Origin of the sequence: Acinetobacter nematophilus (genome assembly GCF_026344175.1) — a bacterium.
GTDB classification, from domain to species: domain Bacteria; phylum Pseudomonadota; class Gammaproteobacteria; order Pseudomonadales; family Moraxellaceae; genus Acinetobacter; species Acinetobacter nematophilus.
In genome coordinates this window covers 113823-139657 of sequence record NZ_JAPKMY010000009.1, presented here as the reverse complement: position 1 = coordinate 139657, position 25835 = coordinate 113823, and the positions used below count along the sequence as shown (strand labels likewise).

General features: G+C 38.9%; 22 protein-coding genes and 3 tRNA genes. 10 read left to right on the top strand and 15 right to left on the bottom strand.

The features are described 5' to 3' along the window. Positions 1-103 precede the first annotated feature (103 nt). The 3 genes from OSH00_RS15775 (at position 104) to OSH00_RS15765 (ending at position 426) form a co-directional block, all read left to right on the top strand. Positions 104-188: transfer RNA gene (locus OSH00_RS15775), tRNA-Leu, on the top strand. A 42-nt stretch (positions 189-230) separates the two neighbouring features. Further along, positions 231-304 (top strand) — tRNA-Trp (locus tag OSH00_RS15770). Positions 305-341: 37 nt separating this feature from the next. Beyond that, positions 342-426, top strand: a tRNA-Leu gene (locus tag OSH00_RS15765). Between the two features lie 130 nt (positions 427-556). Here the strand turns inward: OSH00_RS15765 and OSH00_RS15760 are convergent. The 6 genes from OSH00_RS15760 to OSH00_RS15735 all read right to left on the bottom strand — a co-directional run bounded on the left by OSH00_RS15760 (position 557) and on the right by OSH00_RS15735 (position 6479). Further along, positions 557-760 carry a hypothetical protein gene (locus tag OSH00_RS15760; RefSeq protein WP_004719296.1) on the bottom strand — a complete coding sequence of 68 codons (204 nt, stop codon included), beginning with the start codon at positions 758-760 and terminating at the stop codon, positions 557-559. Between the two features lie 1086 nt (positions 761-1846). Next, on the bottom strand, positions 1847-2581 hold the full coding sequence (gloB, locus tag OSH00_RS15755) for a hydroxyacylglutathione hydrolase (RefSeq protein ID WP_266131229.1): 735 nt from the start codon (positions 2579-2581) through the stop codon (positions 1847-1849). Positions 2582-2750: 169 nt separating this feature from the next. Beyond that, positions 2751-3380: a hypothetical protein gene (locus tag OSH00_RS15750; protein ID WP_266131228.1), complete on the bottom strand. Its 630-nt coding sequence runs from the start codon at positions 3378-3380 to the stop codon at positions 2751-2753. 433 nt (positions 3381-3813) lie between these two features. Next, positions 3814-4509: a methionine ABC transporter permease gene (locus OSH00_RS15745; protein ID WP_196076946.1), complete on the bottom strand. Its 696-nt coding sequence runs from the start codon at positions 4507-4509 to the stop codon at positions 3814-3816. After that, positions 4506-5531: a methionine ABC transporter ATP-binding protein gene (locus tag OSH00_RS15740; protein ID WP_266131227.1), complete on the bottom strand. Its 1026-nt coding sequence runs from the start codon at positions 5529-5531 to the stop codon at positions 4506-4508. The genes OSH00_RS15745 and OSH00_RS15740 overlap by 4 nt, the downstream gene beginning before the upstream one ends. A 75-nt stretch (positions 5532-5606) precedes the next feature. Continuing rightward, entirely contained in the window at positions 5607-6479 is an 873-nt protein-coding gene (locus OSH00_RS15735) for a MetQ/NlpA family ABC transporter substrate-binding protein (protein ID WP_266131226.1), read from the bottom strand. Between the two features lie 726 nt (positions 6480-7205). On the opposite strand from OSH00_RS15735, the gene OSH00_RS15730 reads away from it, so the two are divergent. Continuing rightward, positions 7206-7826, top strand: coding sequence for an RBBP9/YdeN family alpha/beta hydrolase (locus OSH00_RS15730; RefSeq protein WP_266131225.1), 621 nt, complete (start codon positions 7206-7208; stop codon positions 7824-7826). Positions 7827-7918: 92 nt separating this feature from the next. On the opposite strand, the gene purD is transcribed toward OSH00_RS15730, so the two are convergent. The 7 genes from purD to OSH00_RS15695 all read right to left on the bottom strand — a co-directional run bounded on the left by purD (position 7919) and on the right by OSH00_RS15695 (position 15246). Beyond that, positions 7919-9202 (bottom strand): phosphoribosylamine--glycine ligase, encoded by a 1284-nt coding sequence (gene purD / locus OSH00_RS15725; protein WP_266131224.1) that lies wholly within the window; start codon positions 9200-9202, stop codon positions 7919-7921. Positions 9203-9342: 140 nt separating this feature from the next. After that, on the bottom strand, positions 9343-10917 hold the full coding sequence (purH, locus tag OSH00_RS15720) for a bifunctional phosphoribosylaminoimidazolecarboxamide formyltransferase/IMP cyclohydrolase (protein WP_266131223.1): 1575 nt from the start codon (positions 10915-10917) through the stop codon (positions 9343-9345). A gap of 94 nt (positions 10918-11011) precedes the next feature. Continuing rightward, positions 11012-11281: a DNA-binding transcriptional regulator Fis gene (gene fis / locus OSH00_RS15715; RefSeq protein ID WP_001086304.1), complete on the bottom strand. Its 270-nt coding sequence runs from the start codon at positions 11279-11281 to the stop codon at positions 11012-11014. 375 nt (positions 11282-11656) lie between these two features. Beyond that, entirely contained in the window at positions 11657-12514 is an 858-nt protein-coding gene (locus OSH00_RS15710) for a zinc-ribbon and DUF3426 domain-containing protein (RefSeq protein WP_266131222.1), read from the bottom strand. A 21-nt stretch (positions 12515-12535) separates the two neighbouring features. Further along, on the bottom strand, positions 12536-13438 hold the full coding sequence (gene prmA, locus OSH00_RS15705; RefSeq protein ID WP_266131221.1) for a 50S ribosomal protein L11 methyltransferase: 903 nt from the start codon (positions 13436-13438) through the stop codon (positions 12536-12538). Between the two features lie 126 nt (positions 13439-13564). Then, positions 13565-14443: a bile acid:sodium symporter family protein gene (locus OSH00_RS15700; protein ID WP_266131220.1), complete on the bottom strand. Its 879-nt coding sequence runs from the start codon at positions 14441-14443 to the stop codon at positions 13565-13567. Between the two features lie 377 nt (positions 14444-14820). Continuing rightward, entirely contained in the window at positions 14821-15246 is a 426-nt protein-coding gene (locus OSH00_RS15695) for a hypothetical protein (RefSeq protein ID WP_196076955.1), read from the bottom strand. A 254-nt stretch (positions 15247-15500) separates the two neighbouring features. Between OSH00_RS15695 and mnmG the strand changes: the two genes are divergently transcribed. Both mnmG and OSH00_RS15685 read left to right on the top strand, forming a co-directional pair. Continuing rightward, positions 15501-17381, top strand: coding sequence for a tRNA uridine-5-carboxymethylaminomethyl(34) synthesis enzyme MnmG (gene mnmG / locus OSH00_RS15690; RefSeq protein WP_266131219.1), 1881 nt, complete (start codon positions 15501-15503; stop codon positions 17379-17381). A gap of 126 nt (positions 17382-17507) precedes the next feature. Further along, on the top strand, positions 17508-18446 hold the full coding sequence (locus OSH00_RS15685) for an ADP-ribosylglycohydrolase family protein (RefSeq protein ID WP_266131218.1): 939 nt from the start codon (positions 17508-17510) through the stop codon (positions 18444-18446). Positions 18447-19172: 726 nt separating this feature from the next. On the opposite strand, the gene OSH00_RS15680 is transcribed toward OSH00_RS15685, so the two are convergent. After that, positions 19173-20168: a helix-turn-helix transcriptional regulator gene (locus OSH00_RS15680; protein WP_266131217.1), complete on the bottom strand. Its 996-nt coding sequence runs from the start codon at positions 20166-20168 to the stop codon at positions 19173-19175. Between the two features lie 304 nt (positions 20169-20472). On the opposite strand from OSH00_RS15680, the gene OSH00_RS15675 reads away from it, so the two are divergent. From OSH00_RS15675 to OSH00_RS15660, 4 genes are all read left to right on the top strand, one after another. After that, complete coding sequence (locus OSH00_RS15675; RefSeq protein ID WP_266131216.1) at positions 20473-22074, top strand: circularly permuted type 2 ATP-grasp protein; 1602 nt, start codon at positions 20473-20475, stop codon at positions 22072-22074. 36 nt (positions 22075-22110) lie between these two features. After that, complete coding sequence (locus OSH00_RS15670) at positions 22111-22719, top strand: alpha-E domain-containing protein (RefSeq protein ID WP_196076960.1); 609 nt, start codon at positions 22111-22113, stop codon at positions 22717-22719. Beyond that, positions 22716-23495: a transglutaminase family protein gene (locus OSH00_RS15665; protein ID WP_266131215.1), complete on the top strand. Its 780-nt coding sequence runs from the start codon at positions 22716-22718 to the stop codon at positions 23493-23495. Before OSH00_RS15670 ends, OSH00_RS15665 begins: the two co-directional genes overlap by 4 nt. Positions 23496-23567: 72 nt before the next feature. Continuing rightward, the gene (locus tag OSH00_RS15660; protein WP_266131214.1) at positions 23568-24302 is read left to right on the top strand and encodes a proteasome-type protease; all 735 of its coding nucleotides are present in this window, start codon (positions 23568-23570) and stop codon (positions 24300-24302) included. A gap of 305 nt (positions 24303-24607) precedes the next feature. On the opposite strand, the gene alr is transcribed toward OSH00_RS15660, so the two are convergent. After that, on the bottom strand, positions 24608-25681 hold the full coding sequence (gene alr, locus OSH00_RS15655; protein ID WP_266131213.1) for an alanine racemase: 1074 nt from the start codon (positions 25679-25681) through the stop codon (positions 24608-24610). Between the last annotated feature and the right edge of the window lie 154 nt (positions 25682-25835).

Below are 25835 nucleotides of genomic sequence, written 5' to 3'. Positions count from 1 at the left end.
AAGCAGTATGAGCGTGTTTTGTTTTTTATTTAAACAAACAAGTCATTTTTTCGAAAAAAAGGCTTGTCATAATAAAACGATCTCTATAATATACACAGCCATCGGGGACGTGGCGAAATTGGTAGACGCACTGGATTTAGGTTCCAGCGCCGCAAGGTGTGAGAGTTCGAGTCTCTCCGTCCCCACCAAGCAATTCATTTGGTGGTATTAAAACGAAATGAAATTGTTATAGAGGATTGGTGTAATGGTAGCATGACGGTCTCCAAAACCGTTCGTCAAGGTTCGAATCCTTGATCCTCTGCCAACTTATTTAAAAAGCTATATTTATAGTTATTTTATTCGGGGACGTGGCGAAATTGGTAGACGCACTGGATTTAGGTTCCAGCGCCGCAAGGTGTGAGAGTTCGAGTCTCTCCGTCCCCACCATATTCAAAAAAGCATGATTTTTATCATGCTTTTTTATTGTCTGTAGTTTTGTTTTGAGTGCAATAAAAAAGACCGAATTAAAATTGATTCGGTCTTTACAGAGAACCTTCATCCATTTCTGAAATAAAAACTATGCTTTTAGGTGATCCTCAAATTCTTCACCCAGTTGCATTGCCAGATTATTTCCAGATAAGTCACAAGTCACCAAACCATATTCTTTTTTAAAGCTGAAAGTAAATCCTTTACCATCTGCTAAGTTTTTGACTGAATAGCCCAATTTTTCTAACCAAATACGGAAAGCAATTAAATTTTTTGCCTTTACAACTTTTTTCACAGAAGATCTCCTTAATTCCTGCCTATAAATTTAATAGGGATGACCTTTAAAATTTTAAAGGGGGAAATTCGTTGAATTTTATTTTTTATATCAATATTTGAGCGCTTAGAGAAATGGCGCTTTTGTATCAATGCGTATCTTTTTAGGATGAGTGTGAAGTGAATATGAATACTTAAATAAATACTAATGTAAAACAATGAGTTATTTAATTGCGTGAAATACGGCTGTAATATTTTGATGCAAAGATGTCATTTTTAAAAACTCGAAATTTTCTCATTCTAGTCGCTTTAAATGTAAGTAAATTTAACAAAAATAAAGGGCATTCAGCGTATATTGCATGATACCGTGCTAAGAAATCTAATAAATACTACCAAGTCGCTCTGTTTCAGCGCGCTCATTGCGTCATGTGCTGTAGGGCATGAGAATAATTCTTAAATTTTTTCAGTAGAATTCACATGAATTTAAATTATCTGAGTAATCGATTGATATCCTGAATCATTCAGCTCTCCATGCAATGGGAAATCGGTGCTGAGATTGAAACAGTGATTAGAATTGTGGTTTGAATCATTTGTACAAGTGTTTGAAGCTGGGTTGGCGATGTACTTGCGTAGTGTATGGATTTCTTGCGTAGCATGCAGCGTTGAGCGCTGTATTGTTATTCTGAAAGGGTTGGGGTGGTAATGGTTACTTACGCTTAATGGTTGAGAAGATCATATATGCTTCATGCCTGCGATGCAGACATGTTCATCTAGGCTAAAGCATTTTAACGAATAAAATCGTGTCCAAACATATCGCGATGACAACAATAAGCAGCTACCCCTATTTTCATCGGAATTGACCAGTCTTAGGATTGTCTAGTAAGCAATCTGCTGAAATGTAATTTAAAGCATTCTCAATTGTTAACCCCTGCTTCGAAGAGGCAGAAGTATGACATGTTTACCGATGTCGATGCAGGAATTCTCCCAATATCTTCATGCCTTTCATAGCATGAGTATCGATATATTGTGACAATACTGCACACTGAAAGGCTTGTATAACCTCGACTTGACTGGGCTTGAACACCTGAATTTAGTTCAGTATAACGAATTAAAATTGATCTTTGAGCGCCCGAATTCGAGCAAATTCTTCAGCACTTTCAACGCGCAAAAATGGATTGGTTTCAAGTTCAATCTCAATGCTACTGGGTAAGGTAATTTTTCCTTGTTCTCTCAGGTGTTTAATTTCTTCTGCGCGCTGTTGAATGGCACGATTCTCTGGTTCGATGTGTAAAGCAAATTGTGCATTAGAAAGCGTATATTCGTGAGTGCAGTAAACTTGGGTTCTTGGCGGGAGCGCTGCGAGGCGATTGAGCGAATGATAAAACTGTTCTGCAGTTCCTTCAAACATGCGACCACAGCCCATAGCAAAAAGCGTATCACCGCAGAATACACTGTCGAGCGCATCTATAAAATAAACAATGTGTCCTAAGGTATGTCCAGGTACAGCGATAATGTCAATTTTGATACCATGGAATTCAAATTGATCATCATGCTGTAGTGGATGAGTTATAAAGGGAATGTGGCTCAATTCTTCGCGTGGTCCATATACGGGAATGTTGCGATCTGCAATCAGCTCTGGAACTCCACCAATATGATCTTTATGCCAGTGTGTGAGCCAGATTTGCTCCAAATTAAGTTGCTGTTCTTTGCAATAATTCTCAACCAATGATGCTTCAGTCGGATCAATCGCAATAACATTCTGGCTGGGTTGATGTTCTATAAGCCAAATATAGTTTTGTAATTGGTTTTTGACATCGATGACGTGAACTTTAAATTGCATCATTGTATTCCCTGTAAACGGTGATTTAAATTTAATATCAAACTCACTCAATAGACAAGTTGGAAAGAGACTGAATGATTGCAGTGAGTATGAAAAGACAAGCCATTGATTGATATGGAGGGTTTTAACTGTAAAAGTATCGCCAATCGATGACTGGCCATGCTAAGTCGATTTAACACGCCATGCCTTGGTTGATTGCAAGTTTATTCAGCTTACCATTTTTGAAATCAAAATTGACATAGGCGGTGTAACCTATCTCGAATTCAGAAGGTTTTTTTAAATAGTGTCTAGCTTCAGTAGGTGTTAAAATCAGAACGTTGGTGCCATTCTTTGCGCTATTTGGAAAATCTTTTTTAAATTGATTTAGGGTATATTGAGGGGTAATGACTTTGTTGTTAACCAAAATACTGTCATTCATGTGCTGACTGTTTGACCAGGATAACCAAACACGTCCTTTGGTTGTTCCCAGTTGTTGAAAGTTTTGTTTACTTTTATAAAAACTGTCGGATTTAATTTGTGGATTGTCTTCTGCAAAAATTTCAAATGTTAAATTTTTCCCAGACGGTGTAGATGTTGAATATTCATAATTTTCTGTGCATTCTGCGTACTCTTTGGTGATTTTCTGACTATTTTTTCCCAATAACTTATCAACTTGTGCGGCACTTAGGGCTTGATTAAGTTCAATACCATTGACTTTTACGGTTGTGGTGTAATCTTCTGCACCATGTGCAAAACTAATCATGGAGAATAGAACGAGTACAGCACTAATTGTTCGGTTAAATATTTGGCGAGATGGATTCATTTTAGATGCTTCTTAAATTTTCCATAACTTACTCAGTTGCGTGCTTTTGATCAAGAGAACATACAGTCAATAATCACATTCAGCTACAAATCTTTGATGAATGATGCTACTTGGAAGCATTATCGGCAGATATCTGAGGCAGGAGTTTTTATGAAGCATGGTTTCTGCGACTGATTGAACACGTTGCTGGTGGTTGAAAATTTTTGCGGTGCGCAGCAATGTCGTGCGCAAGACAGTTGCCTTTGTTCATGCCGAAACATAAATATAGTGCGCCGTAGGCTGATCCTAAAATTGAATCAAAGTACACTGCTAAGATCATTGCTTTCAATAAATCAAAAAGATCTGATTGCTTCGCATTCAGGTTAAATCAAATTTTGCTTGATGGAATCAAAAAAATACCCTCGACAGGAGAGGGTATTTTTTAGAATTATGATTATCTCAGTTTAGATAACCAATTTCCTAAGCTTTGCACAATTTGAACCAGAACCAATAAGACAATAACAGTAAGATAGACTACACTTTGGTCAAAGCGTTGATAACCATAAGAAATGGCTAGGTCTCCAATACCGCCCGCACCTACAGCTCCTGCCATGGCAGTTGCACCGATTAAGCTAATCGTGGCTGTGGTTAGACTCAGAATCAGAGAGCTGCGTGATTCTGGGATAATAAATTTAAAAATGATTTGCCAAGGAGATGCACCCATTGCTTGAGCAGACTCAATAATTCCCTCGTTCACTTCAAGTAACGATGTTTCCACCAAGCGTCCTATATATGGACCGACATAAATCGTTAACGGAACAATCGCTGCCCATGTGCCGATGGTGGTACCCACCAGTGCTTTTGTAAGCGGAAATACAGCAATAAGAAGAATAATGAAGGGGAGTGAACGTAAAGCATTTACAATCGGGTTGAGGATTTGATAAACGGCACGATTCGGCAGAATACCATTCGGACGAGTGACCAATAAGATAATGGCTTGAATAAAGCCCCAGATTGTACCGAACAACATGGCAAAGAAAACCATTTGTAAGGTTTCTTGCATTGCTGTAACAAATTGATCAATGCTGAGTGAGCTTTTCCAAAAGGGCGCAGTCAGGGTCGTCAGCCATTGTACGATGAGGTCTCTCATACTCTCACTCCTGACTGTTCAACTTTTACACCATTTTTCTCAAAAAACTCGAGCGTCTGGCGAATGTTTTCTGCATCACCAAGAAGCTGAATAAACATTTGACCGATCACTGAACCATTAATTTCAGTCATATTGGCAAACAGTATATTCAAACTCACGTCGAATTGTTTAATTGCAGCCTGAACCACAGTTTCCTGAGCAGAAGTTCCAAGAAATTGAAGGCTGTAGATACTTTTATGATTCTGATTTTCTAAATTATTTAAGATATTCACAGGCAGTTGTTGCTGTAAAACTGTCTGTATAAAGTTTTTTGTCGTAGGATGTTGGGGCTGGCTAAAGATTTCAAGGGTTGAGCCTGTTTCGATGACTTTCCCTTGTTCCATTACGGCAACATAGTCACAAACAGATTCGATGACATCCATTTCATGGGTAACCATCACCACAGTGATTCCTTGCTCCCGATTGATTTTTTTAAGCAAAGCGAGTACGGATTTCGTGGTTTGAGGATCGAGTGCGGAAGTTGCCTCATCACAAAGCAAAATTTTGGGATGATTTGCCAATGCACGAGCAATACCGACACGTTGTTTTTGACCGCCTGAAAGTTCATCGGGATACGCATCCTTTTTATGCTTCAAGTCAATGAACTCAAGCAACTCATTTAAGCGCTTTTCCCGTACGGACTTATTTACACCCAGTAATTTTAAAGGCATTTCAATGTTGTCTGCCACTGTTTTGGTTTGTAGCAGATTGAAATGCTGAAAGATCATCCCGATGTTTGCACGTTCTTGACGTAATGTGCGTGCATCAAGTGCCGTAAAGTCTTTTTGATTGATGATGACCTGACCTTCATTGGGACGCTCAAGCAGGTTAATCAAGCGGATTAAGGTACTTTTACCAGCGCCACTGTAGCCAATAATGCCAAAAATACTGCCTGCAGGAATTTCCAGATTAATCTGATCCAGCGCCCGTATGGTTTGGCCTTTTAACTCATAGTGTTTTGAAATGTTTTTAAATTCAATCATATCGTCAAAAACTATACTAAAAAGAAAAAACAGGCAAAGTCGCTTTGCCTGTTTTGTTTATAAGCCATTATAAGGCTATTTTGCTTCGGTAAGGTAGCTTACTGGTTTATTCACATCAACTTTAGTACCGCCAAAGTGTTCTTGAACATATTTACCAACAGCTGCAACATGATATAACTCACCCACTTTTTTCAAAATAGGGTCATCTTTACGTGCTTCTGCTACGGCTAATACATTGACATTCATTTTAGTGGTTTGGTCTACTGGCTCATAGTAAATAGAATCTTTAAGTACATTCAAACCACCTTCCATTGCAAGCGTGTTACCTAAAACAATCGCATCAACTTCATCTTTCGCACGAACAGCTGTTGCCATTTGAATTGGTTTGATAACGATTTTTTTAGTATTTTCTGTGATGTCAGCAGGCGTACCTTTAACCAGATCAAAACCGTCTTTTAATTTGATTAAACCCGCAGATTGAAGCAACAATAAGGCGCGTGATTCATTTGCCCCATCGTTAGGAATAGCAATCGTTGCACCATTGGCGAACGCATCAACTTTTTTGACCTTGCTTGAGTAGATCCCCATCGGTTCTAAATAAGTTGTCGAAATCGGTGCAATTTTTTCTTTGTTAGAGTCGTTGAAAGCCACAAGATAGGCATAGGATTGGAACGCATTAATATCGACTTCTTTGTTGGCAACAGCAGTATTCATCGCAACATAGTCAGTGAAATTTTTGACTTCAAGCTTAATGCCTGCTTGTTTGGTTTCAGGAAGTGTGGCGATATATCGCCAAATATCTGCATCAGAACCCGTTGAAGCCATAGTCACAACTTGTTCCTTGCCAGACTCTGCTTGAGCAGTTTCATTTTTTGGAGCTTCTTGTTTTCCACAAGCAGAAAGAGTAAGCACAGATGCGCTGAGTAAAACGCCAAACAGCTTTTTCATGAATCAGTCCTAAGTAGGAAATGCAATCGAAGAGAGTCCCTTGCATTCTCGATGGTTTAAATCGAATTTTTAACATCTTTTTTGAAAATAAATAAGGCGCTGACGTATATGTCGAATTGCACTATCTATATTCTATACATTTCGGAATTAGAGTGAAGTTTTAAAGGAATTTTAATTGTTTAAAACAGACCCTAAAGATTTGTTCATCATATCAATAAATCAATCTTATACATAGTGGTTGTTTTTTAACAACACATCCTGCTGTATCGATTTGAATATCAATGTTTTTATTAATTTTTGAGCGAAAACAAACGCTTTTGTTGAATTTTTTCATAACGTTGTTTAAATTTTATGCTTATTCCTTATATATAAATTTTTTTGGATTTTTTATCTAAATTTTAGATATAGATATCTAAAGGGAAGGCTGGAGTGTGAGTAGTGATTCAAGATATTGCGCTATCTTGTGTGATGTGAGCTTTGTAAAAATTTTGGTCGATCTCGTAGATACACCTTAAAATATGTTAAAGCATAAGGTCATTTGGGCATTCATTAAGCAGTTCATGATTTAAATGATCTAGATTTACAGGGCTTAGAACAGATTGCTTTTGATCGCGATAAATTTGAAAGTGCTTAAGAGTCAATGGAACACTGATGAAGTTTACTTGACATTGACAGTGCTGTCATAGTTTAGCATGGCGGAAGTTTGATCAATAAGGTGCTTAGCTCGTGAAATTTCTTATTATGCTGTTGTGTAGTTTTTTATCGATAAATACGGTATCCGCTCAAAATAATATCTATATTATTCATGGTTTTGGTGCAAATGTGAATGACCATTGGTTTAACTATATCGAACGTAACTTAAGCAATAAAACTAACCATGTGATGAAAATTGCCTTACCAGACGCTAGTCATCCCCAGCTTTTAGCGTGGAATAAAACATTAAAAGACAATATTACTCGGATTGATAAGCATACATTTTTTGTTGCTCATAGTTTGGGCTGCATTACCTTACTTGATTATCTTGCACAATCAAACTTTCAGCAAATCGGTGGAATGGTTTGTGTATCAGGATTTTCTGAGCAATTAACAACTTTGCCTCAGTTGGACGGATATATTCTTGCTACAAATAAAGACTTTTCCTTTAAGGATAAAATTCTTCAGGGGCATATGTTTATATCTGATCATGATCAATATGTACAAACGGAATTGAGTCTAGCATTGGCTAAAAAACTCAACTTTGCTTATACGGTGATTCCGAATGCAGGACACTTCCTCGGCAGTGATGGTTATCAAGAATTTCCACAATTACTTAGTTGGCTTAAGTATGTGACGCGTACTCCTGATTGATTCGATTTTCTGATTTGATCAACGAAATTGAAATTTGTTAGACAATAAAAAATAAAAAACCCGCATTAAGCGGGTTTTAAAATTTTATCGAACTAAGCGTTTTCACGTGCAATTGCGCGGTAACCAATATCTTTACGGTACTGAACACCGTCAAAAGACACTTTTTGACAAAGTTCTAACGCTTTGGCTTGTGCTTCACCGATTGTGTTACCTAAAGCAGTCACGCAAAGTACTCGACCGCCCGCAGTCACAATCTCACCATTTGCGTTCTTTGCTGTACCTGCATGAAATACTTTGGCATCAGTCATTTCTGTATCTAGACCAGAAATGACATCATCTTTGCTTGATGTTTCAGGATAACCTTTAGATGCGAGAACGATTCCCACGGTTTTACGCTCATCCCATTCTGCTTCTGCTGGAAGCTGACCTTCAATACCCGCTTCAACTAAATCAACGAGAGAGGATTTTAAACGCATCATGATCGGTTGGGTTTCAGGATCACCAAAACGACAGTTGAATTCAATCACACGTGGTTGACCTTCATCATCAATCATTAAACCTGCATAGAGGAAACCTGTATAAACATGACCGTCTTCTTTCATGCCGTCTACAGTTGGACGCATGACTTCTTTCATGACTTTGTCAAAGACTTCAGCTGTGACTACAGGAGCAGGGGAGTATGCGCCCATACCACCAGTATTTGGACCTTGATCACCTTCAAAAATTCGCTTATGGTCTTGCGAGGTTGCCATTGGAAGAATGTTTTCACCATCGATCATACAGATGAAAGATGCTTCTTCACCGGCAAGGAATTGTTCAATCACAACACGAGAACCTGCATCACCGAACTTATTACCTGCAAGCATATCATCGATTGCATCGAAAGCCTCTTGATTGGTCATTGCAACAATAACCCCTTTACCAGCAGCAAGACCGTCGGCTTTAATTACAATCGGCGCGCCATTTTTTTCTACAAATGCTTTGGCAGCATCTACTTCTGTGAAAACATCATAGAATGCAGTTGGAATGTGATGACGCTTAAGGAAATGCTTGGCAAAAGCTTTTGAACCTTCAAGCTGAGCAGCGAATTGTGTAGGTCCCCAAATTTTAAGTCCTGCAGCACGACCTGCATCAACAACACCATTTACAAGGGGTGCTTCTGGACCAACAACAATTAAATCAACTGCATTATTCTGGGCAAACTGAATAATTGCAGGGTTGTCGAGGATGTTGAGTGCAACATTTTCGCATTTATGTTCTGTAGCTGTACCTGCATTGCCAGGTGCAACAAACACTTTTGCGACTTTTTCATCTTGAGCGATTTTCCATGCAAGTGCATGTTCACGACCGCCATTACCCAAAACTAAAATGTTCATTGAATGTATCCTTTTTAAATTCCTTCCTCTCGTTAATTCGTGAGGGAATGATGAATTTAAAGCGTCCTGTATTTCGTAACAAATCCCCCTTTTTTTTAAGGAGGATTTGGATGGATTTTTTTAATTTGATTTATCGTAAATTAGTGACGGAAATGACGCATGCCTGTAAAGACCATAGCGATCCCAGCTTCATCGGCTGCTGCAATAGTTTCTTCATCACGCATAGAACCACCTGGTTGGATAATGCATTTAATACCAGCTTTTGCAGCATTATCGATGCCATCACGGAATGGGAAGAAAGCATCTGATGCCATCACAGCACCTTCAACAACCAAACCCGCATGTTCAGCTTTAATTGCCGCAATACGTGCTGAGTTCACACGGCTCATTTGACCTGCACCAACGCCAATTGTTTGACGACCTTTGGCATAGACAATCGCATTTGATTTAACATATTTTGCAACTTTCCATGCGAAGATCAAATCATCGATTTCAGCTTCAGTTGGGGCGCGTTTTGTCACAACTTTAAGATCATCTTTGGTGATCATGCCAAGATCTTGGTCTTGAACAAGTAAACCACCATTAACACGTTTATAGTCATATTGTGCAGCGCGTTCATCAATTTTTGGTAATTCACCACATACCAACACACGAACATTTTTCTTTGCACCTGTGACTTCAAGTACACCTTCAGCAATGCTTGGTGCAATGATCACTTCAACAAATTGACGGTCTACAATCGCTTGGGCTGTTGCAACATCAAGTTCACGGTTGAATGCAATAATACCACCAAAGGCTGATTCTGGATCTGTTGCATAAGCAAGATCATAAGCTGTTTGAATGCCATCAAGCGATACAGCAACCCCACAAGGATTCGCATGTTTAACGATCACGCAGGCTGGTTTGGCAAATGACTTCACGCATTCTAAAGCAGCATCTGTATCAGCGATATTGTTATAAGAGAGTTCTTTGCCTTGCAATTGTTTTGCTGTAGACACTGATGCTTCAGTTGCAGTTGCTTCAACATAGAAAGCAGCAGATTGGTGTGGATTTTCACCATAACGCAAGTCTTGTACTTTGTTCAATTGTGTATTGAAAGTACGAGCAAATTTGTCTGCTTGACCGTCTTCTTTACCTACTCGAGCACCTAAGTAAGATGCAATCATGCCATCATATTGTGCAGTATGCTCAAAAGCTTTTACTGCCAAATCAAAACGAGTCGCATAAGATAATGCCCCCTCAGTTTTGATTTCACTGATCACAGTTGCATAATCTGCCGCGTTGACCACGATACCCACAGATGCATGATTTTTTGCAGCAGCACGTACCATTGTCGGACCACCGATATCAATATTTTCAATTGCGTCGGCAAGAGAACAATCTGCTTTGGCAACAGTTGCCGCAAATGGATAAAGGTTTACAACAACAAGATCAATCGCATCAATGTTGTGTTCAGCCATCACGGCTTCGTCTAGACCACGACGAGCCAAGATGCCACCATGAATTTTAGGATGCAGTGTTTTTACGCGACCATCCATCATTTCAGGGAAGCCAGTGTGCTCTGAAACTTCAACTACAGCGACATTGTTGTCTTTAAGCAACTTATATGTACCACCAGTAGATAAAATTTCTACCCCAAGAGCAACAAGGTTCTGGGCAAATTCAACGATCCCGGTTTTATCGGAAACAGAGATTAAAGCGCGTTTAATAGTCATGATCTTCGTCAACAGTTTTTAAGTCTAGAGATTGAACAGGTAGGCAATAGGTAGGTAAAAAAAATGCCCACGCAAGCCGTGAGCATTTTATCATTTATTCACTCATTAAACCGTGAGCTTTTAACTTTTTACGTAAAGTTCCGCGGTTGAGTCCGAGAATTTCAGCAGCGCGTGTCTGATTCCCGCGCGTATATTCTAGAACGACAGATAAAAGAGGTTTCTCCATTTCTGCTAGCACCATGTCGTACACTTGAGATGGTTGCTCACCTTGCAATTGTGCAAAATAGTGACGAACTGCGCGATCTACGTGAATACGAAGAGCGACATCAGATTGTGCAGTAAAAATAGGAGATTTGCTATTCATGCGAGTTAATCCGAAAAATCAAAATATTGCTTGGGTAAAACAATATAAATGTGGTCTAAAAAAAATCTGAGCCCCGTTTTAGATCCTAAAACGGTTGGCTCTAAAACAAGAACAATTAGCTTGCCACAAATCGTCGAGTTGAGTGAAAAATAAGCGTAACAATAGATTAATATTTGTTACTTCACTCTTTTAAACAAAAAAATGTTCTACTTGCGCGATATTGGATATAAAGCACATAACAAAACAGTAGTTTTTGTGAAAAATTGCGAGGAGTTTGCAGGACAAAGCTTTCGTGGCGCGTATGATAGCATTGTCTCAGAAAAAATGAGCAAGAAAACTACATTTTTTTTCATTTTTTTGTAGTTTTTTTTAATTTTATGGATGAATGACGTCTAATTGATAGTCATCAAAACTTTTTCTAGACTCTGTAATGACAAATTTAAATGGATATGGGCTGTTTTGTGGAATTCGTTTGATTCCAATCAGACTCTTGATGAGATAGTCTTCGGCCGAGATTGTATAAGTCTTGACTATTTTATCATTTGCTTTGAGTGTGACCCTTATCATCGGGAGTTCTAAACTTTTAGAGTACTCATTATTGATTTGACCCGAGAATTGAGTTTGTTGTGAATCGATTGCTTTTACTTTGAGATTACTAATTACAATATGTTTATAACGTTGATCGACAGTGTCACAATGAAATATTGAACATGCTTTGGTAAAAACAGTATTGATTGCAGGATAGCGGTCAGTCAAGTTTGGGTTAAACCAAACAATTTGAAACAGCAAAATACTGAGCAAAGACAGGTTGATAAAACTCCAAGCCAGATAATATAGGGTACTTTTCGGTTTTAGCAGATCATCGCCTTTGTGAGTCAGCCCTTTAGATAGATTTAAACTGGGAATATTATGAACAGGTTCATTGTTAAAGTAGTTCAAATTATTTAAGTAGGTTCTCAGATCAATATTGGAATGTTCAACTTTCCGATTGAATATATCCAGTACACTGGTTTCATTCCGACGATTATCAAAAGACTCCTGATCCAATTTGCGTTCAGGTTCGGATGTATCTGCCACCTGTTTTTCAGAAGGAGCGGGTTGGAGATGAACAAGCGCATTAAAGTTATGACCGCATTTTGGACAACAAACCATACCCTGCGCAACAGTAAGCTGTGTAACTGACACTTTATAAATTGAAGCACAATTAGGGCAGCGGGTTTGTTTTTCAGCCATAGATAGTTAAATATTCATCGATTAAAATTTCTTACGCGAACCAGAAATTCTGCACCAGTTTTCTTCGCGTTTCTCTACCTCTACTATATCAAAAAATTCAGAATAAACACTAGAAACATCAGCAACTTGCTCTTCAATTACTCCTGCAAGTGCGAACTCGCCCTCAGATTTAATTAAAGTTGAGAATTCCTCGGCAAGGGACATAAGTGGACCAGCCAGAATATTTGCAACCAAGATGTCTGCTTGCTGAGTTTTAAATGCTTCATTAAATTCTTCAGGAAGTCCGACATAGAGATTTTCAAGTACGCCATTCAATTCAGCATTTTGTTTTGTTGCTAATACTGCTTGGGGGTCAATATCTGTTGCATAGACCTTTTTCGCACCTAATAGTAATGCTGCAACACCCAATATGCCTGAGCCACAACCGTAATCAATCACAACTTTATCTTTAACATCAGTTTTTCCTAACCATTGCAAACAAAGGAAAGTTGAAGCATGGTTGCCTGTACCAAAAGCCAAGCCCGGATCAAGTTTGATATTGACTGCATCAGCTTCAGGCGGTTGTAACCACTCAGGTACGATCCAGTATTTTTCACCAATTTGAATGGGTTCATAGTAGTCCATCCATGAACGTTCCCAAACCTGATCTTCAAGGAATTCACTCTTCATTGGAGCAGAGGGGAGCTGAGTACGGATAAATGTCTCTAAAGCTGCTACATCGATTTCTTCATGTTCGTCTTGAGCATAAATGCCTGTGACAATGACTTTATTCCATAGAGGTGTTTCACCTGGAAGTGGCTCAAGCAAGTCTTGGTTTTCAGCATCATCGAGAGTCACACTTACTGCACCTAAAGAGCTTAATAAAGTTTCAGTAAAATCAACTTGAGCTTGTTCAACTGTAATATGAATTTGTAACCACTTCACGGGAAAGACCTAAATCGTTTTCTTAAAGCCAATATTGTAACGGAAACTGCGAAGGCGCGCCTACCTTCCACCAAAATAAAAAAGTGGATGTATCAACATCCACTTTTGTGTTACAAAACCACCATTTTAAGCACGTTCAATTATAGAATCTTGCGTGGCATGTTTGGAAATCAATGCACCAAAGATTGCTGCAAAAATATACATAAATATCGAGTAGACAGCAGCAGGCATCGCTACAGTTGAGTTTGCCATGACTGTCAAGGCGATGGTCATTGCTAAGGTGCTGTTATGAATGCCTATTTCAAAAGCACATGCACGTGCTTGAGCGCTATTGATGCCAAATAATCTTGGGACAAAGTAACCGATCAGCAAACTGCATATACAGAAAATCACTGTGGCTAAACCGACTTGGGTGAGGTATTCCAGAATATGTGTACGTTCTTTGGCGATTGCTCCGATAATAATGAGTATCAAAAAAACCACTGAGAAAATACGCAAGGGTTTATTGAGTTTCTCAGTGAAATGGGGTGCATAGTGTCGAATCAACATACCAATACAGACAGGAACTAAAATAATTGCAAAAACCTGAATGATTTTGCTGAACTGCATACTGATTTGCTGTCCATCATTCATAAAGTACTGGATGGAGAAGTTTACAATCAAAGGTAGGGTAAAAGCAGCAATCACAGAATTAATAGCTGTCAAAGTAATATTCAGTGCAATATCACCTTTAAATAAATAACTGAATAAATTTGCGGTACTTCCACCTGGTGATGCAGCGAGTAACATTAATCCGACTGCGAGTAAAGGCGGTAGGGCGAGTACTTTACAGATGACAAAGGCGATGCCGACCAAAAGTACCAATTGACAAAATAAGGCAATTAAAACGGCTTTAGGATGTTTTGATACCCGAGCGAAATCTTTCGGAGTGAGCTCTAAGCCTAAACCAATCATAATGATGGCGAGGGCAAGCGGAAGCATGACGGTGATTATTCCTGAATCCATAGTTTCTTCCTTTTTGTTGTTTTAAATCATTTAAACAGTTGAATATTCCTTACTCAAAATTGAGTGTAATCGAAACTATAAAAATAGAAAAATAAAAAACATGACTCCTCAATAATTTAAAATAACTATCATTTGGATAGGTCATCAAGTTGATTTAAATATATTGTAAATACAATTCCTTAAATTGGTTGGAAATGTCGGTTAATTCGAAAGAGGGTAATCAGGAGAGAGATCACATAGACATTCAGAATATAAAAAAAGAGATTCCGTTAACCGGAATCTCTTGATTTCAACAATCATCCATTGAGTTTAAAGCCTATTGAATACAGGTATCATTCACGTAATCAAAGAAGATGAATTGCTGATTTTGAGGAAAATTATTGAGCTTGAATTGGATCTTCGCTCGGTACAGCTTGGCTAGGTTGTTCAACTGCTGGCTGTTCTGCTTGAGAGGCGTCATTGGTTGCAGGTGCATCAGCACTTGCAGGAGCCGCTTGTTCTACAGCAGGACGATTTTCCATTGCAGGTTCTGGTGAGACAGCAGCACCAGTGGTATTGCTACCTGCTGGTGGAGCAGGGAAACTGAATTGAAGCTTGCCATTCTCGTTTGGTTCACAAGTACCGTTAAAAGTTACACCTTTATTGGCATAAGTGACCCAGTCACCTTGTTTTTTCTTGGCACAAACTTGAATTTGCTTTTTCACTTCAGCTTTACTGGTGTTTTCCTCAGCAGCATGAGCAAAACCAATTGCCATACAACTTAACAATGAAGCCGTCATCATCTTAGACAATGTATTTTTCATAATCGTATTCCTTGTATTCATGATGGAAAATTTAATTATCTGAGTGATTCTCATGGTATAGCGGTTTTTTGCTAAGTTAAATTCGATTTGTGGGGACTTACTGAAACGAAGTGTCAATTTATGTTGCCTATGTATCTAAATGTTTAATTGGAAATATATGTCTTTAGGGAATAATTTTTTGTAAAACCGCCTAAAACTCACAGTAAAATTTTGCTATAATTTCCTGTCATTCTTTTTATCTCTCATTTATCACTATGCATTATCCTAAAGTTTACGATGTCATTGTTATCGGTGGCGGTCACGCAGGTACGGAAGCGGCTCTTGCTGCGGCGCGTATGGGTCGACAGACTCTGCTTTTGACTCATAACATTGAGACTTTAGGGCAGATGAGCTGTAACCCTGCTATTGGTGGTATTGGTAAATCACACTTAGTCCGTGAAATCGATGCCTTGGGTGGAGCAATGGCACTTGCTGCCGATAAAGGTGGTATTCAATTCCGTATTCTGAATTCGCGTAAAGGGGCAGCAGTACGTGCAACACGTGCGCAAGCTGACCGTATTCGTTATAAAGCAGCGATTCGCCATACTTTGGAGAATCAAGCAAATTTAGACATTTTCCAACAAGCTGCCGATGATCTGATCGTTGAAGGCGACACTGTTAAAGGTGTAGTCACTCAAATGGGCATTCGCTTTGATGCTAAAACTGTGGTGTTGACAACAGGTACATTCTTGGGTGGTGTGATTCATGTTGGTTTAAATAATTCATCAGGTGGTCGTGCAGGTGATCCACCTTCGATTTCTCTGGCTGCACGTTTGCGCGAATTAAACTTGCCAGTAGGGCGTTTAAAGACAGGTACACCACCACGTATTGATGCACGCTCAGTTGATTTTTCTGTGATGATCCCACAACCGGGTGACTTCCCATCTCCAACCATGTCATTCATGGGAGATGTGTCTATGCATCCAGAACAGGTGAACTGTTATATTACCCATACTAACGAACGTACCCATGAAATTATTCGTGGTGGTTTAGATCGTTCGCCGATGTATACCGGTGTGATTGAAGGGGTAGGTCCACGTTATTGTCCATCTATTGAAGATAAAATTCATAAATTTGCTGACAAAGACTCGCATCAGGTTTTCTTGGAGCCTGAGGGGCTGGATACACATGAGCTTTATCCAAATGGTATTTCTACTTCATTGCCATTTGATGTGCAGTTTGAGTTGGTACGTTCAATCCGCGGGATGGAAAATGCACATATTCTTCGCCCAGGCTATGCAATTGAATACGATTATTTCAACCCGCAGTCGCTGAAATTCTCTTTGGAAACAAAATCCATTAACAACCTCTATTTTGCTGGTCAGATCAATGGTACAACCGGTTATGAAGAAGCTGGTGCCCAAGGTTTATTGGCAGGTTTAAATGCTGCACGCCGTGCGTGGGACCAAGAACAATGGACACCTAAACGTGATGAAGCGTACATGGGTGTCTTGGTTGATGACTTGATTACTTTAGGCACGAAAGAACCTTACCGTATGTTTACTTCACGGGCAGAATACCGTTTGATGCTTCGTGAAGACAATGCAGATCAGCGTTTAACAGCCATTGGTCGTGAACTGGGCTTGGTGGATGATGAACGTTGGGCTGCATATTGTGAAAAAATGGAAGCAGTCGAAAAAGAAACAGGACGTTTGCAACATCTTTGGGCGGCACCAAATAATCCAATGGGCAAAAAATTCGTTGAAATGACCGGTGCTGATCTGTCCAAAGAATGTTCTGCGATCGACTTGCTCAAACGTCCAAATATCAATTTCTCTCAAATTGCGGAATTGACAGGCTCTGAAGTGTCTGCATTCGTTGGTGAGCAAATCGAAATTGCAGTGAAATATGCGGGCTATATCAATCGTCAGCAAGAGGATGTTGCTCAAATGAAGCGTTTGGAAGATACTAAAATTCCTGCCGATTTTGACTATGATGCTGTTTCAGGTCTTTCTCGTGAAATTACCATGAAACTTAAAAATGTATTGCCGGAAACGCTTGCACAAGCGAGTCGAATTCCGGGCGTAACACCTGCGGCTGTTCAATTGGTGATGATTACCATTCGTAAACATAATCAAATGAAAAAGTCAGCGTAGATGATCGTCAGTGAAGAAGCCCGCTTGATGCGGGCTTTTTTATATCTGGAAGAATACATCTTCGTTTGTTGAAAATATATGGTCTTTATGACAATATAAAATAAAGTAATCAGTTTAGAGAACAACATGAACAAGCAAGATCGAATTAAAGGTGCGATTTATGGCTTATTGGTCGGGGATGCCGTCGGTGTGCCTTATGAGTTTAATCTACCTGAACAGTTACCTGAATATGATCAAATTGATATGCTGCCCCCTGCTTGTTTTTCTAAGACCTATCCAGAAATTCCTATAGGAACTTGGTCTGATGATGGAGCGCAAGCCCTGAGTTTACTGGATTCACTCCTGTATAACCATGAAATGGATGCAGAAGACCTGATGAGGCGACTGTGTAACTGGTATCAATACGGGTATATGGCAGTTGATTATGAAGTTTTCGATGTGGGGGTGCAAACAGCTGAAGCGATAAGAAAGTACAGGTCGGGCGTCCCTCTATCTCAGGTTGCTAAAAATGATGAATATGCCAACGGTAATGGTTCTCTCATGCGGGTATTACCTCTAGCCTTGTGGCATCAAGGTTCAGACCAACAGTTGATTGAAGATGCATATGCGCAATCGCATGTTACCCATGCGCACCTAAGATCAAAAGTATGTTGTGCTCTATATTGTTTATGGGCGAGAGCCATTTTAAATGGTTTAGGGATTGAAGATGCCTGGTCGGATGCAGTGGAAAAATTACGTAACTGTTTACAGGATCGACCTGAAGATTTGCAACAGCTTAATTTCCATATTCGGCCAGACGAATTAAGTCAGGGCACAGGGAGTGGTTATGTGGTTGATTGTTTAAAATCAGCCAGATATGTCTTACAACAGCAGACATATCAAGATGTGATTAAAAGCGCAGTTGCATTAGGACGAGATACTGATACAACAGCATGTGTGGCTGGCGGTATTGCAGGACTATATTTTGGTTATCGTGATATTCCTCAGTCATGGCTGGATCAATTAAGAGGGAAACAGTTGGTAGAGCCTTTATTGGAAAAACTTAATCTTCACATGACAACCTAGAAATGAAGATGGATATCAATCAAGAGATTAGTGTGCTTGTACTGTCTTGATTTATCTACTTTAAAATCGAGATGTTCCCGAAAATATGATGAAACAAGCCTTTAAGTTATTGAAAAATAATCTGGGTAAAGTCTTGTTGAACAGTCTGTTAGTTTCAGATTCAGCCCTCGGCTTGAACTCTTTTTGTTCCAACATGATCAGTTAAGTCTGCTAAGGGTGACATTTTGCATACCCATATCGAAGCTCACAGCAAAATTTTTCGCTGAGCAGCAATATATTCATTTAATTAAAAAACAACATTTTATAAAAGCAACCATAGCATAGACAGTTGCTAATGATGTTCCGAGTATCGTATTTCAACAAGACGGGTATAACGTTATCAAAATAATTCTTAAACAGAATTGGTGAAAAATAAAGCAATTTTAATTATTTTTCAGTATGAAAAAACGCGGTTATAGTCAATCTACATTCAAACGAGAGGTGGTGGCTATGACGATGAAATCAATCCGTTACAACAATGCTGAACTTGCGTGCTGTCTGATATGATGTTCAGCTTTCTCCAATTTAAACTCATGTCTTGTGGACATGTAAAAATGTGATGTGAGTTTTAATCAGCGCAAAATAATAAAATTTAAAAAAACAAAAACAATAAAAGATCAGAGCCGAGAGGCTCTTTTTTATTGAGTACTTGTATCTAGAATTTATATCTATGTTGCGTAAATTGAATCATTCAATTTCATGAACTGCATTAAAAACTTCTATGGGTTCAATTCGAACAATCTTTTTACCAAAACTTCTCAGCCACCATACCAATTGTGAAGTAAAGGGAACTACTGCACTTACTTGATACAGTTGCTCATTTAATTGTTCAACTTTTTGCTCTTTGCTGAGCTGACTTTCTGTAAAGTATTGCGCATCATCTTCGTGCATCACGAGTTTTAATTCAACATGCTTGGTGGGCTGAGAAAAATCAACTCTAAAGCCAAGCGCTCCTGAATCAATATATTCATCAATATCAAATTTAACAGGATGTAATGCGCGAAGATCTAAAACCGTTGCGGATTTAAAACGATGTAAGGCAAAGGTCTGAACTTCGGTTTTATCATGTCTGGTACAAATCAGATAAATAATTGCACCTTTTTGCACCAAGCCTAAAGGATTGAGGATATAAGTTTTTTCCTCACCTTGATGCCCCCGTGAGCGATAGACACACTCAATTTGCTTATCTTGGAGTAATCCTTCATAGATTGCCTGTTGTGCCTGTCTCTCAACTAAAGGCGGAATCACAGGTTGACTTGCAGGTACAATACGAACACGATTAATCCATTGTCGAACATTATTCTGCGTTGACAAGCTACGACGAGCCAAATCAAACCAAGGATTCATTTCATCAATCAAACTGGGTGGTAAAAGGTGTTTTAAATGTTCTTCAACCATCATAAATGTGACTGCTTGAGAACTGGTCATATGCGGTAAGCTTTGAATTGGTGCATCTGAGCGCCAACGCCAACCTTGAGGCACTGTCTTATTGCTTTCAATCGGAAAACGTTGCGCGATTTGATTGAGATCTCGCTGAATGGTACGCAGACTGATCTCAATTCCTTCACGTTCTAAGACTTCTTGTAATTCACGTGTGCCCATCCATTTACCCGTAGAAAGTCGGGATAAAATTTGCCATTGGCGATAGAGGCTGTTCGAGGTTTCTTTTTCTTGTGCAGACATGTCAAATATCGTTGAAATCGTGAAGGTTTAAGGGAAATAAATCAGCTACACAATAGAAAAATAAAAAACTTTCTGCAAGTTCTATCCTTAAATTAGTTTGTTAGACTTTGAAAACACTCACTAAAAAATTTTGAAACAAGTTCAATCAAAACTCACATTGAGCTAAACCGTAAACAATGAATTAATAAATGATGGTTAAAAGATTTAATCCTGATGCTGAAAAAACATTTTGAGGCACAATGATTATTGGCATTGATATTGCTTGATTGATCCTGCCCCCCAGAGAACATAAGAAGAGGTTTGTATGCTAAAAGAAACGATGGATACAAATTCAAGTAATGAAAATTATGCAGAACGTTTTGCTGTGCCAATGGTTGAAGAACAGACTCAGGCGAAGACAGGCGAATTAAAAGAGATAAAAAATATTCAAGCAGGTGTTCATTTAAATATTGGTATGCAGCAACCAGCTATGCATTTACTTAAACAACTCGATTCTATTTTCTTTAATGAAATGACTGACGATCATGTCCTTTCCCCTGAGACAGCAGAAAAAATTGAGCATTGGTTATCTCAGCATAGTATTTATGCGCTTGAAAAATTAAATGAAACAGCAAAAGCACATTTTTTATACCAAGGGATTACCTTCGCTGTATATGGAGAACAATCTGGAATTGACCGCACCATTCCTTTTGATTTGATTCCGCGAGTAATTGCCAAACAACAATGGAACAAAATCGAGGCAGGCTGTAAACAGCGTATTCAAGCGTTAAATTTGTTTCTTGCAGATATTTATCATCAGCAAAATATTTTGAGAGAGGGGCTTATTCCCGAGTTACCTGTGCTTTCACATGAAGCGTATCAGCCGATCATGATGAATCACTGTTTGAATGGAAATATATATAGTCAAATCAGTGGGATCGATATTGTCCGTGATCGACAAGGGGAGTTCTTTGTTTTAGAAGATAACCTGCGCACTCCATCAGGAGTATCCTACATGATTGAAAGTCGCAAGATGAGTCAAAAATTAATGCCTGAATTATGCAATCAAAATGTTGCAAATATTGAGCAGTATCCGCAGCTTTTGTGTGAAATTCTTGCTGAAAATTCAAAAGTAAGTACACCTTTAATCGTAGTGCTGACACCGGGGCGTTATAACAGTGCGTATTATGAACATTCATTTTTGGCAAGGGAAATGGGTGTGCCCTTAGTGACATCACGTGATCTTTTTGTTGAAAACGACAAGGTTTATGTGAAAACCATCCGAGGTCGCCGGCAGGTTGATGTAATTTATAGACGTTTGGATGATGCTTTTTTAGATCCTTTATGCTTTAGACCTGACAGTTCTTTAGGTGTTGCAGGGCTGATGTCTGCTTACTTAAGTGGCAATGTGGTCATTGCAAATGCACCTGGTACTGGGGTTGCAGATGATAAATCCATTTATCCATATGTGGATCAAATGATTGGTTATTATTTGAATGAAAAGCCAATTTTATCCAACGTACCAACTTATCAATGTCGTGAAGCTGAAGCATTGGATTTTGTTTTGAAACATATTGATCAATTGGTGATTAAAGAAGCGCAGGGTTCTGGAGGTTATGGGATGCTGATCGGCCCTAAAGCCACTGAGCAAGAAATTGATTTGTTTAAAATGAAATTAATCGCTACGCCTTCAGCATATATCGCACAACCGACATTAGATTTATCCGTAGCGCCAACATTAACCTCACAAGGAATTGCTGAACGTCATATAGATTTACGACCATTTATTTTAACCTCACCTGAACGAATAGAAATCGTCCCGGGTGGTTTGACCCGAGTGGCAATGCAACAAGGTTCATTGGTGGTTAACTCATCACAAGGCGGTGGAATTAAGGATACCTGGGTGATTGATGAATATTCAATTTAATCATTCCTTAGTCATCCCAACCAAAGGAGAGTACAGATGATTTTACTCAGTACAAATGCACAAAATATATTTTGGTTAGGGCGTTATTTGACCCGAATTCAATATTTATGTAGCCAGTTCCCATTCAAAACCAATGAGCTGGCTCTAAGTTATGCAAACGCATTTTGCTTGCCTGCATTTGATGCCAGCTCTTTGAATGAACTTATTTTGGATGCTGAACAACCTGCATCATTTCACCAACAGTTTTCTTGCGCGAAAAATAACATTCACGACTTACGCGGCGTTATTTCTGCAAAATCATTTGCAGAGTTAAATCAACTGTTACATCAAGCAGAGCAGAATGCCAGTTTTATCTGTGATGTTTGTGAAGAATGTAATGATGTACTGGAGGCTGAAGATGACGAGTTGCTTTTTCTATTTTTTAGTTTAGGGCAAAAGATGGAACAATTTGATCGACAATTACGTTTAGATCAAGATAAATCAGCCACAGTTGCTCAATTGAATGCGGTAATCAGTAGTTTGAATCAGCATGGGATGTGTAGTTTGCCTGAAGTTTGGGAGGAATTAAAAAAGCAGCCTAATCGAATGAATTACTATCATTTTAGTGATCATATTGATTCCTTGTTTGAATTGGATCGCTTATGAAACTTATGATTAACCATCAAACCCATTATCAGTATTCTGATTGGGCAAAAAATAGCATTCAGTATATAAAAATGACGCCACAGTCGAACCGGCATCAACAGGTCACAGGTTGGCAAATCAGTATACCTGGAGAAAAACAGTATAAAAAAGACGCGTTTAATAATATTTGGTTGACCAGTTCGCAAATAGAGTCTTATCAACAAATGTTGATTATGGCACAGGGTATTGTTGAAATTAATACAACTGACCAGTTTGGATTGCAGGATTCTCTTTCTCCTGCCGTGTTTTTACAACCTACCAATGCGACTCAGTGCAATGATGAAATGATTGCTTTTGCAGCATACTATTTACCACAAAAAAGTTGGGCTAACTTTCAGAAATTAGCTGCAGCAATACTACAGCATATGCCGTATATGACGGCAAGTACGACTGTAACTCATACGGCTATAGAATCCTTTTCTGCTCAGCAAGGGGTTTGTCAGGATCATAGTCATGTTTTGATCGCAATGGCGAAAGCGGTGGGTGTTCCGGCACGCTATGTTTCAGGCTATTTATATGTGAATAATCAATCGCATCTTGCAAGCCATGCTTGGACAGAAGTTTTTTTAGCAGGGCAATGGCATGTCATTGATGTAAGCAATCAACTATTTTGCCCTCACGCGCATGTATATGTTGCCATAGGGCGAGATTATTGGGATGTGGCTCCCGTTCGTGGTGTGCGTGAACGTGGCGGAGTAGAAACCATGTATTCTATCGTTCAAGTGCTTGCATGCTAATCAGTTGAGTGGTAAATAGTGTCTTTATTATAAAAGTGATCCATTTCGATTTTTAGTTGTATAGGTAGTTCCATGACATATTGCTGTGCTTTAAGACTTAAACAAGGTTTAGTATTTATCAGTGATACTCGAACCAATGCAGGAGTCGATCACATTTCGGTATATCGTAAGCTCTATACATTTGGAATTGAAGGTGAACGATTCATTTGTATCCAGACCTCAGGTAATCTCGCTACAACCCAAGCCGTGATTGGGCATTTGGAAAATCACTTGGCTTTAAAACAAGAACCTAATTTATATAGCGTCAATACCATGTTTGAGGCAGCGGGTTTGATTGGGCAGACTTTACGTAAAGTCATTGCAGACGTAACTGAAGATACACAAGAGCAGAGTAATTATTACTGTAGTTTGTTGGTGGGTGGACAAATCAGTGGCGAAGAGATGCAACTTTACAATATCTATCCACAAGGAAACTTTATTTCTGCGACCAGTGATACGCCGTATTTTCAGATTGGTGAAAGCAAATATGGTAAGCCGATTTTAGATCGGGCATTGAGTTATGATATGCCTTTAGATGAAGCATTGCGCTGTAGCTTAATTTCATTTGATTCAACATTACGCTCAAATGTTTCGGTCGGTATGCCGTTAGATGCCATGATCTACAATAAAGACTGTTTAAAAATTCCTAAAGGAAAACGAATTGTGGAAGATGATCCATATTTTCAGCATATCAGTAAGCAATGGTCTGAAACTCTAAAAAAAGGGCTGCAAGATCTGCCAAAACCCACAGTAGATTATTTTGAGTAGGCTTTTCAGTGAATCGAAAGCGGCATTAATTAAAATTTAATCTTTATGGACTATTTTCATCTCCATGATCATTTTTAAATGTTAAGAACATGGAATTAGTTCAACTTTATTATGTTTCAAGCATTAACTTAAAAGACATCCATCTTGTTGCTAAATTTAAACAGGTTATGCGTCGTGCTATGACAGTTTTGCCTATGCTACCAAGCATTGCATCTTTTTTCTGACTGATAGAGATATTGGGCATATCTCTATCATATTCATGATTTTTATTCTGTACGGCACGCACAACAAAAACAGCAAAATATTTAAATTTTTTTACGTTTTGGACGACCAGTCATACGGCATAATAATTCATAGCCGATTGTACCATTTGCTGTCGCTACATCATCGACTAAACGATTTTTACCCCAAAGCTCGACCACTGTTCCAATCGGTGCATTCAATCCAGTGACATCAATGGCGATCATGTCCATGGCGACACGACCAATAACGCGTGTTGCTTTTCCATGAACAGAAACATAGTTTTGTTTGAGATAAGCACGGGGATACCCATCACCATAGCCGATAGATACAATGGCAATATCCATTTCTTGCTCGGCAATGAAAGTGGAACCATAACCTACAGATTCTCCTGCTTGAATATGATTTAAAGCAATGATCTCTGCGGTAAATGTCATTACGGGTCGAATATCAAGATCATGTGCAGATTGCTCAGCAAATGGTGAAGCACCATAAAGCATGATTCCCGGTCGCACAAAATCAAAATTGAGTTCAGGCCATTTAAAAATAGCAGCAGAGTTACAACATGAGGCTAAAATGGGTGAACAGGCTGCTTTAACCTGTAAAAATTGTTGCTTTTGCTGTTCATTTAACGGATGAGATTCGACATCAGCATTGGCAAAGTGCATTGCCAAGACACAATTAAAGCCATCTGCTTTGAGCAAATGGATGACTTCAATTATTTCTGGAACTTTAAAGCCCAGACGGTTCATGCCACTATTGAGCTTGATCCAGACTTTAAGCCCTTTTTTGATATATTGTTCTTTATGAGTGCGCAACCAATCAACTTGTTGTTGGTGATGAACCATTACTTCGAGGTGATTGTCGAGAACGATTGGCATTTCATCTACACTAAAAATACCTTCAATCAGGGTAATCGGTTGTTGATATCCCAATTCACGAATTTGCAAAGCTTCCTCAAGGCAGGCGACTCCAAAAGCATCGGTTGAATTTAAGGCGGCTAAGCAATCCTTGACGCCATGACCATATGCATTGGCTTTTACCATACTGACAATTTTAGCGGTTGGGGCAAGTTGTTTGACACGGTTTAAATTATATTGCAGCGCTTCGCTGTCAATATAAACTGTTGCTTGGCGCACCCTGGTTACTCCTTGGGAATGGCAAATACAGCATAAAACTGATGAAATTATGCTGTTGGAAATGTAGTGATGGTTCTATGTTGTCTTAAAAAGATCATGATCAGAACCAAGATTATTGTAGTCCGATCAAGACTAAATGGACATGAACATTTAT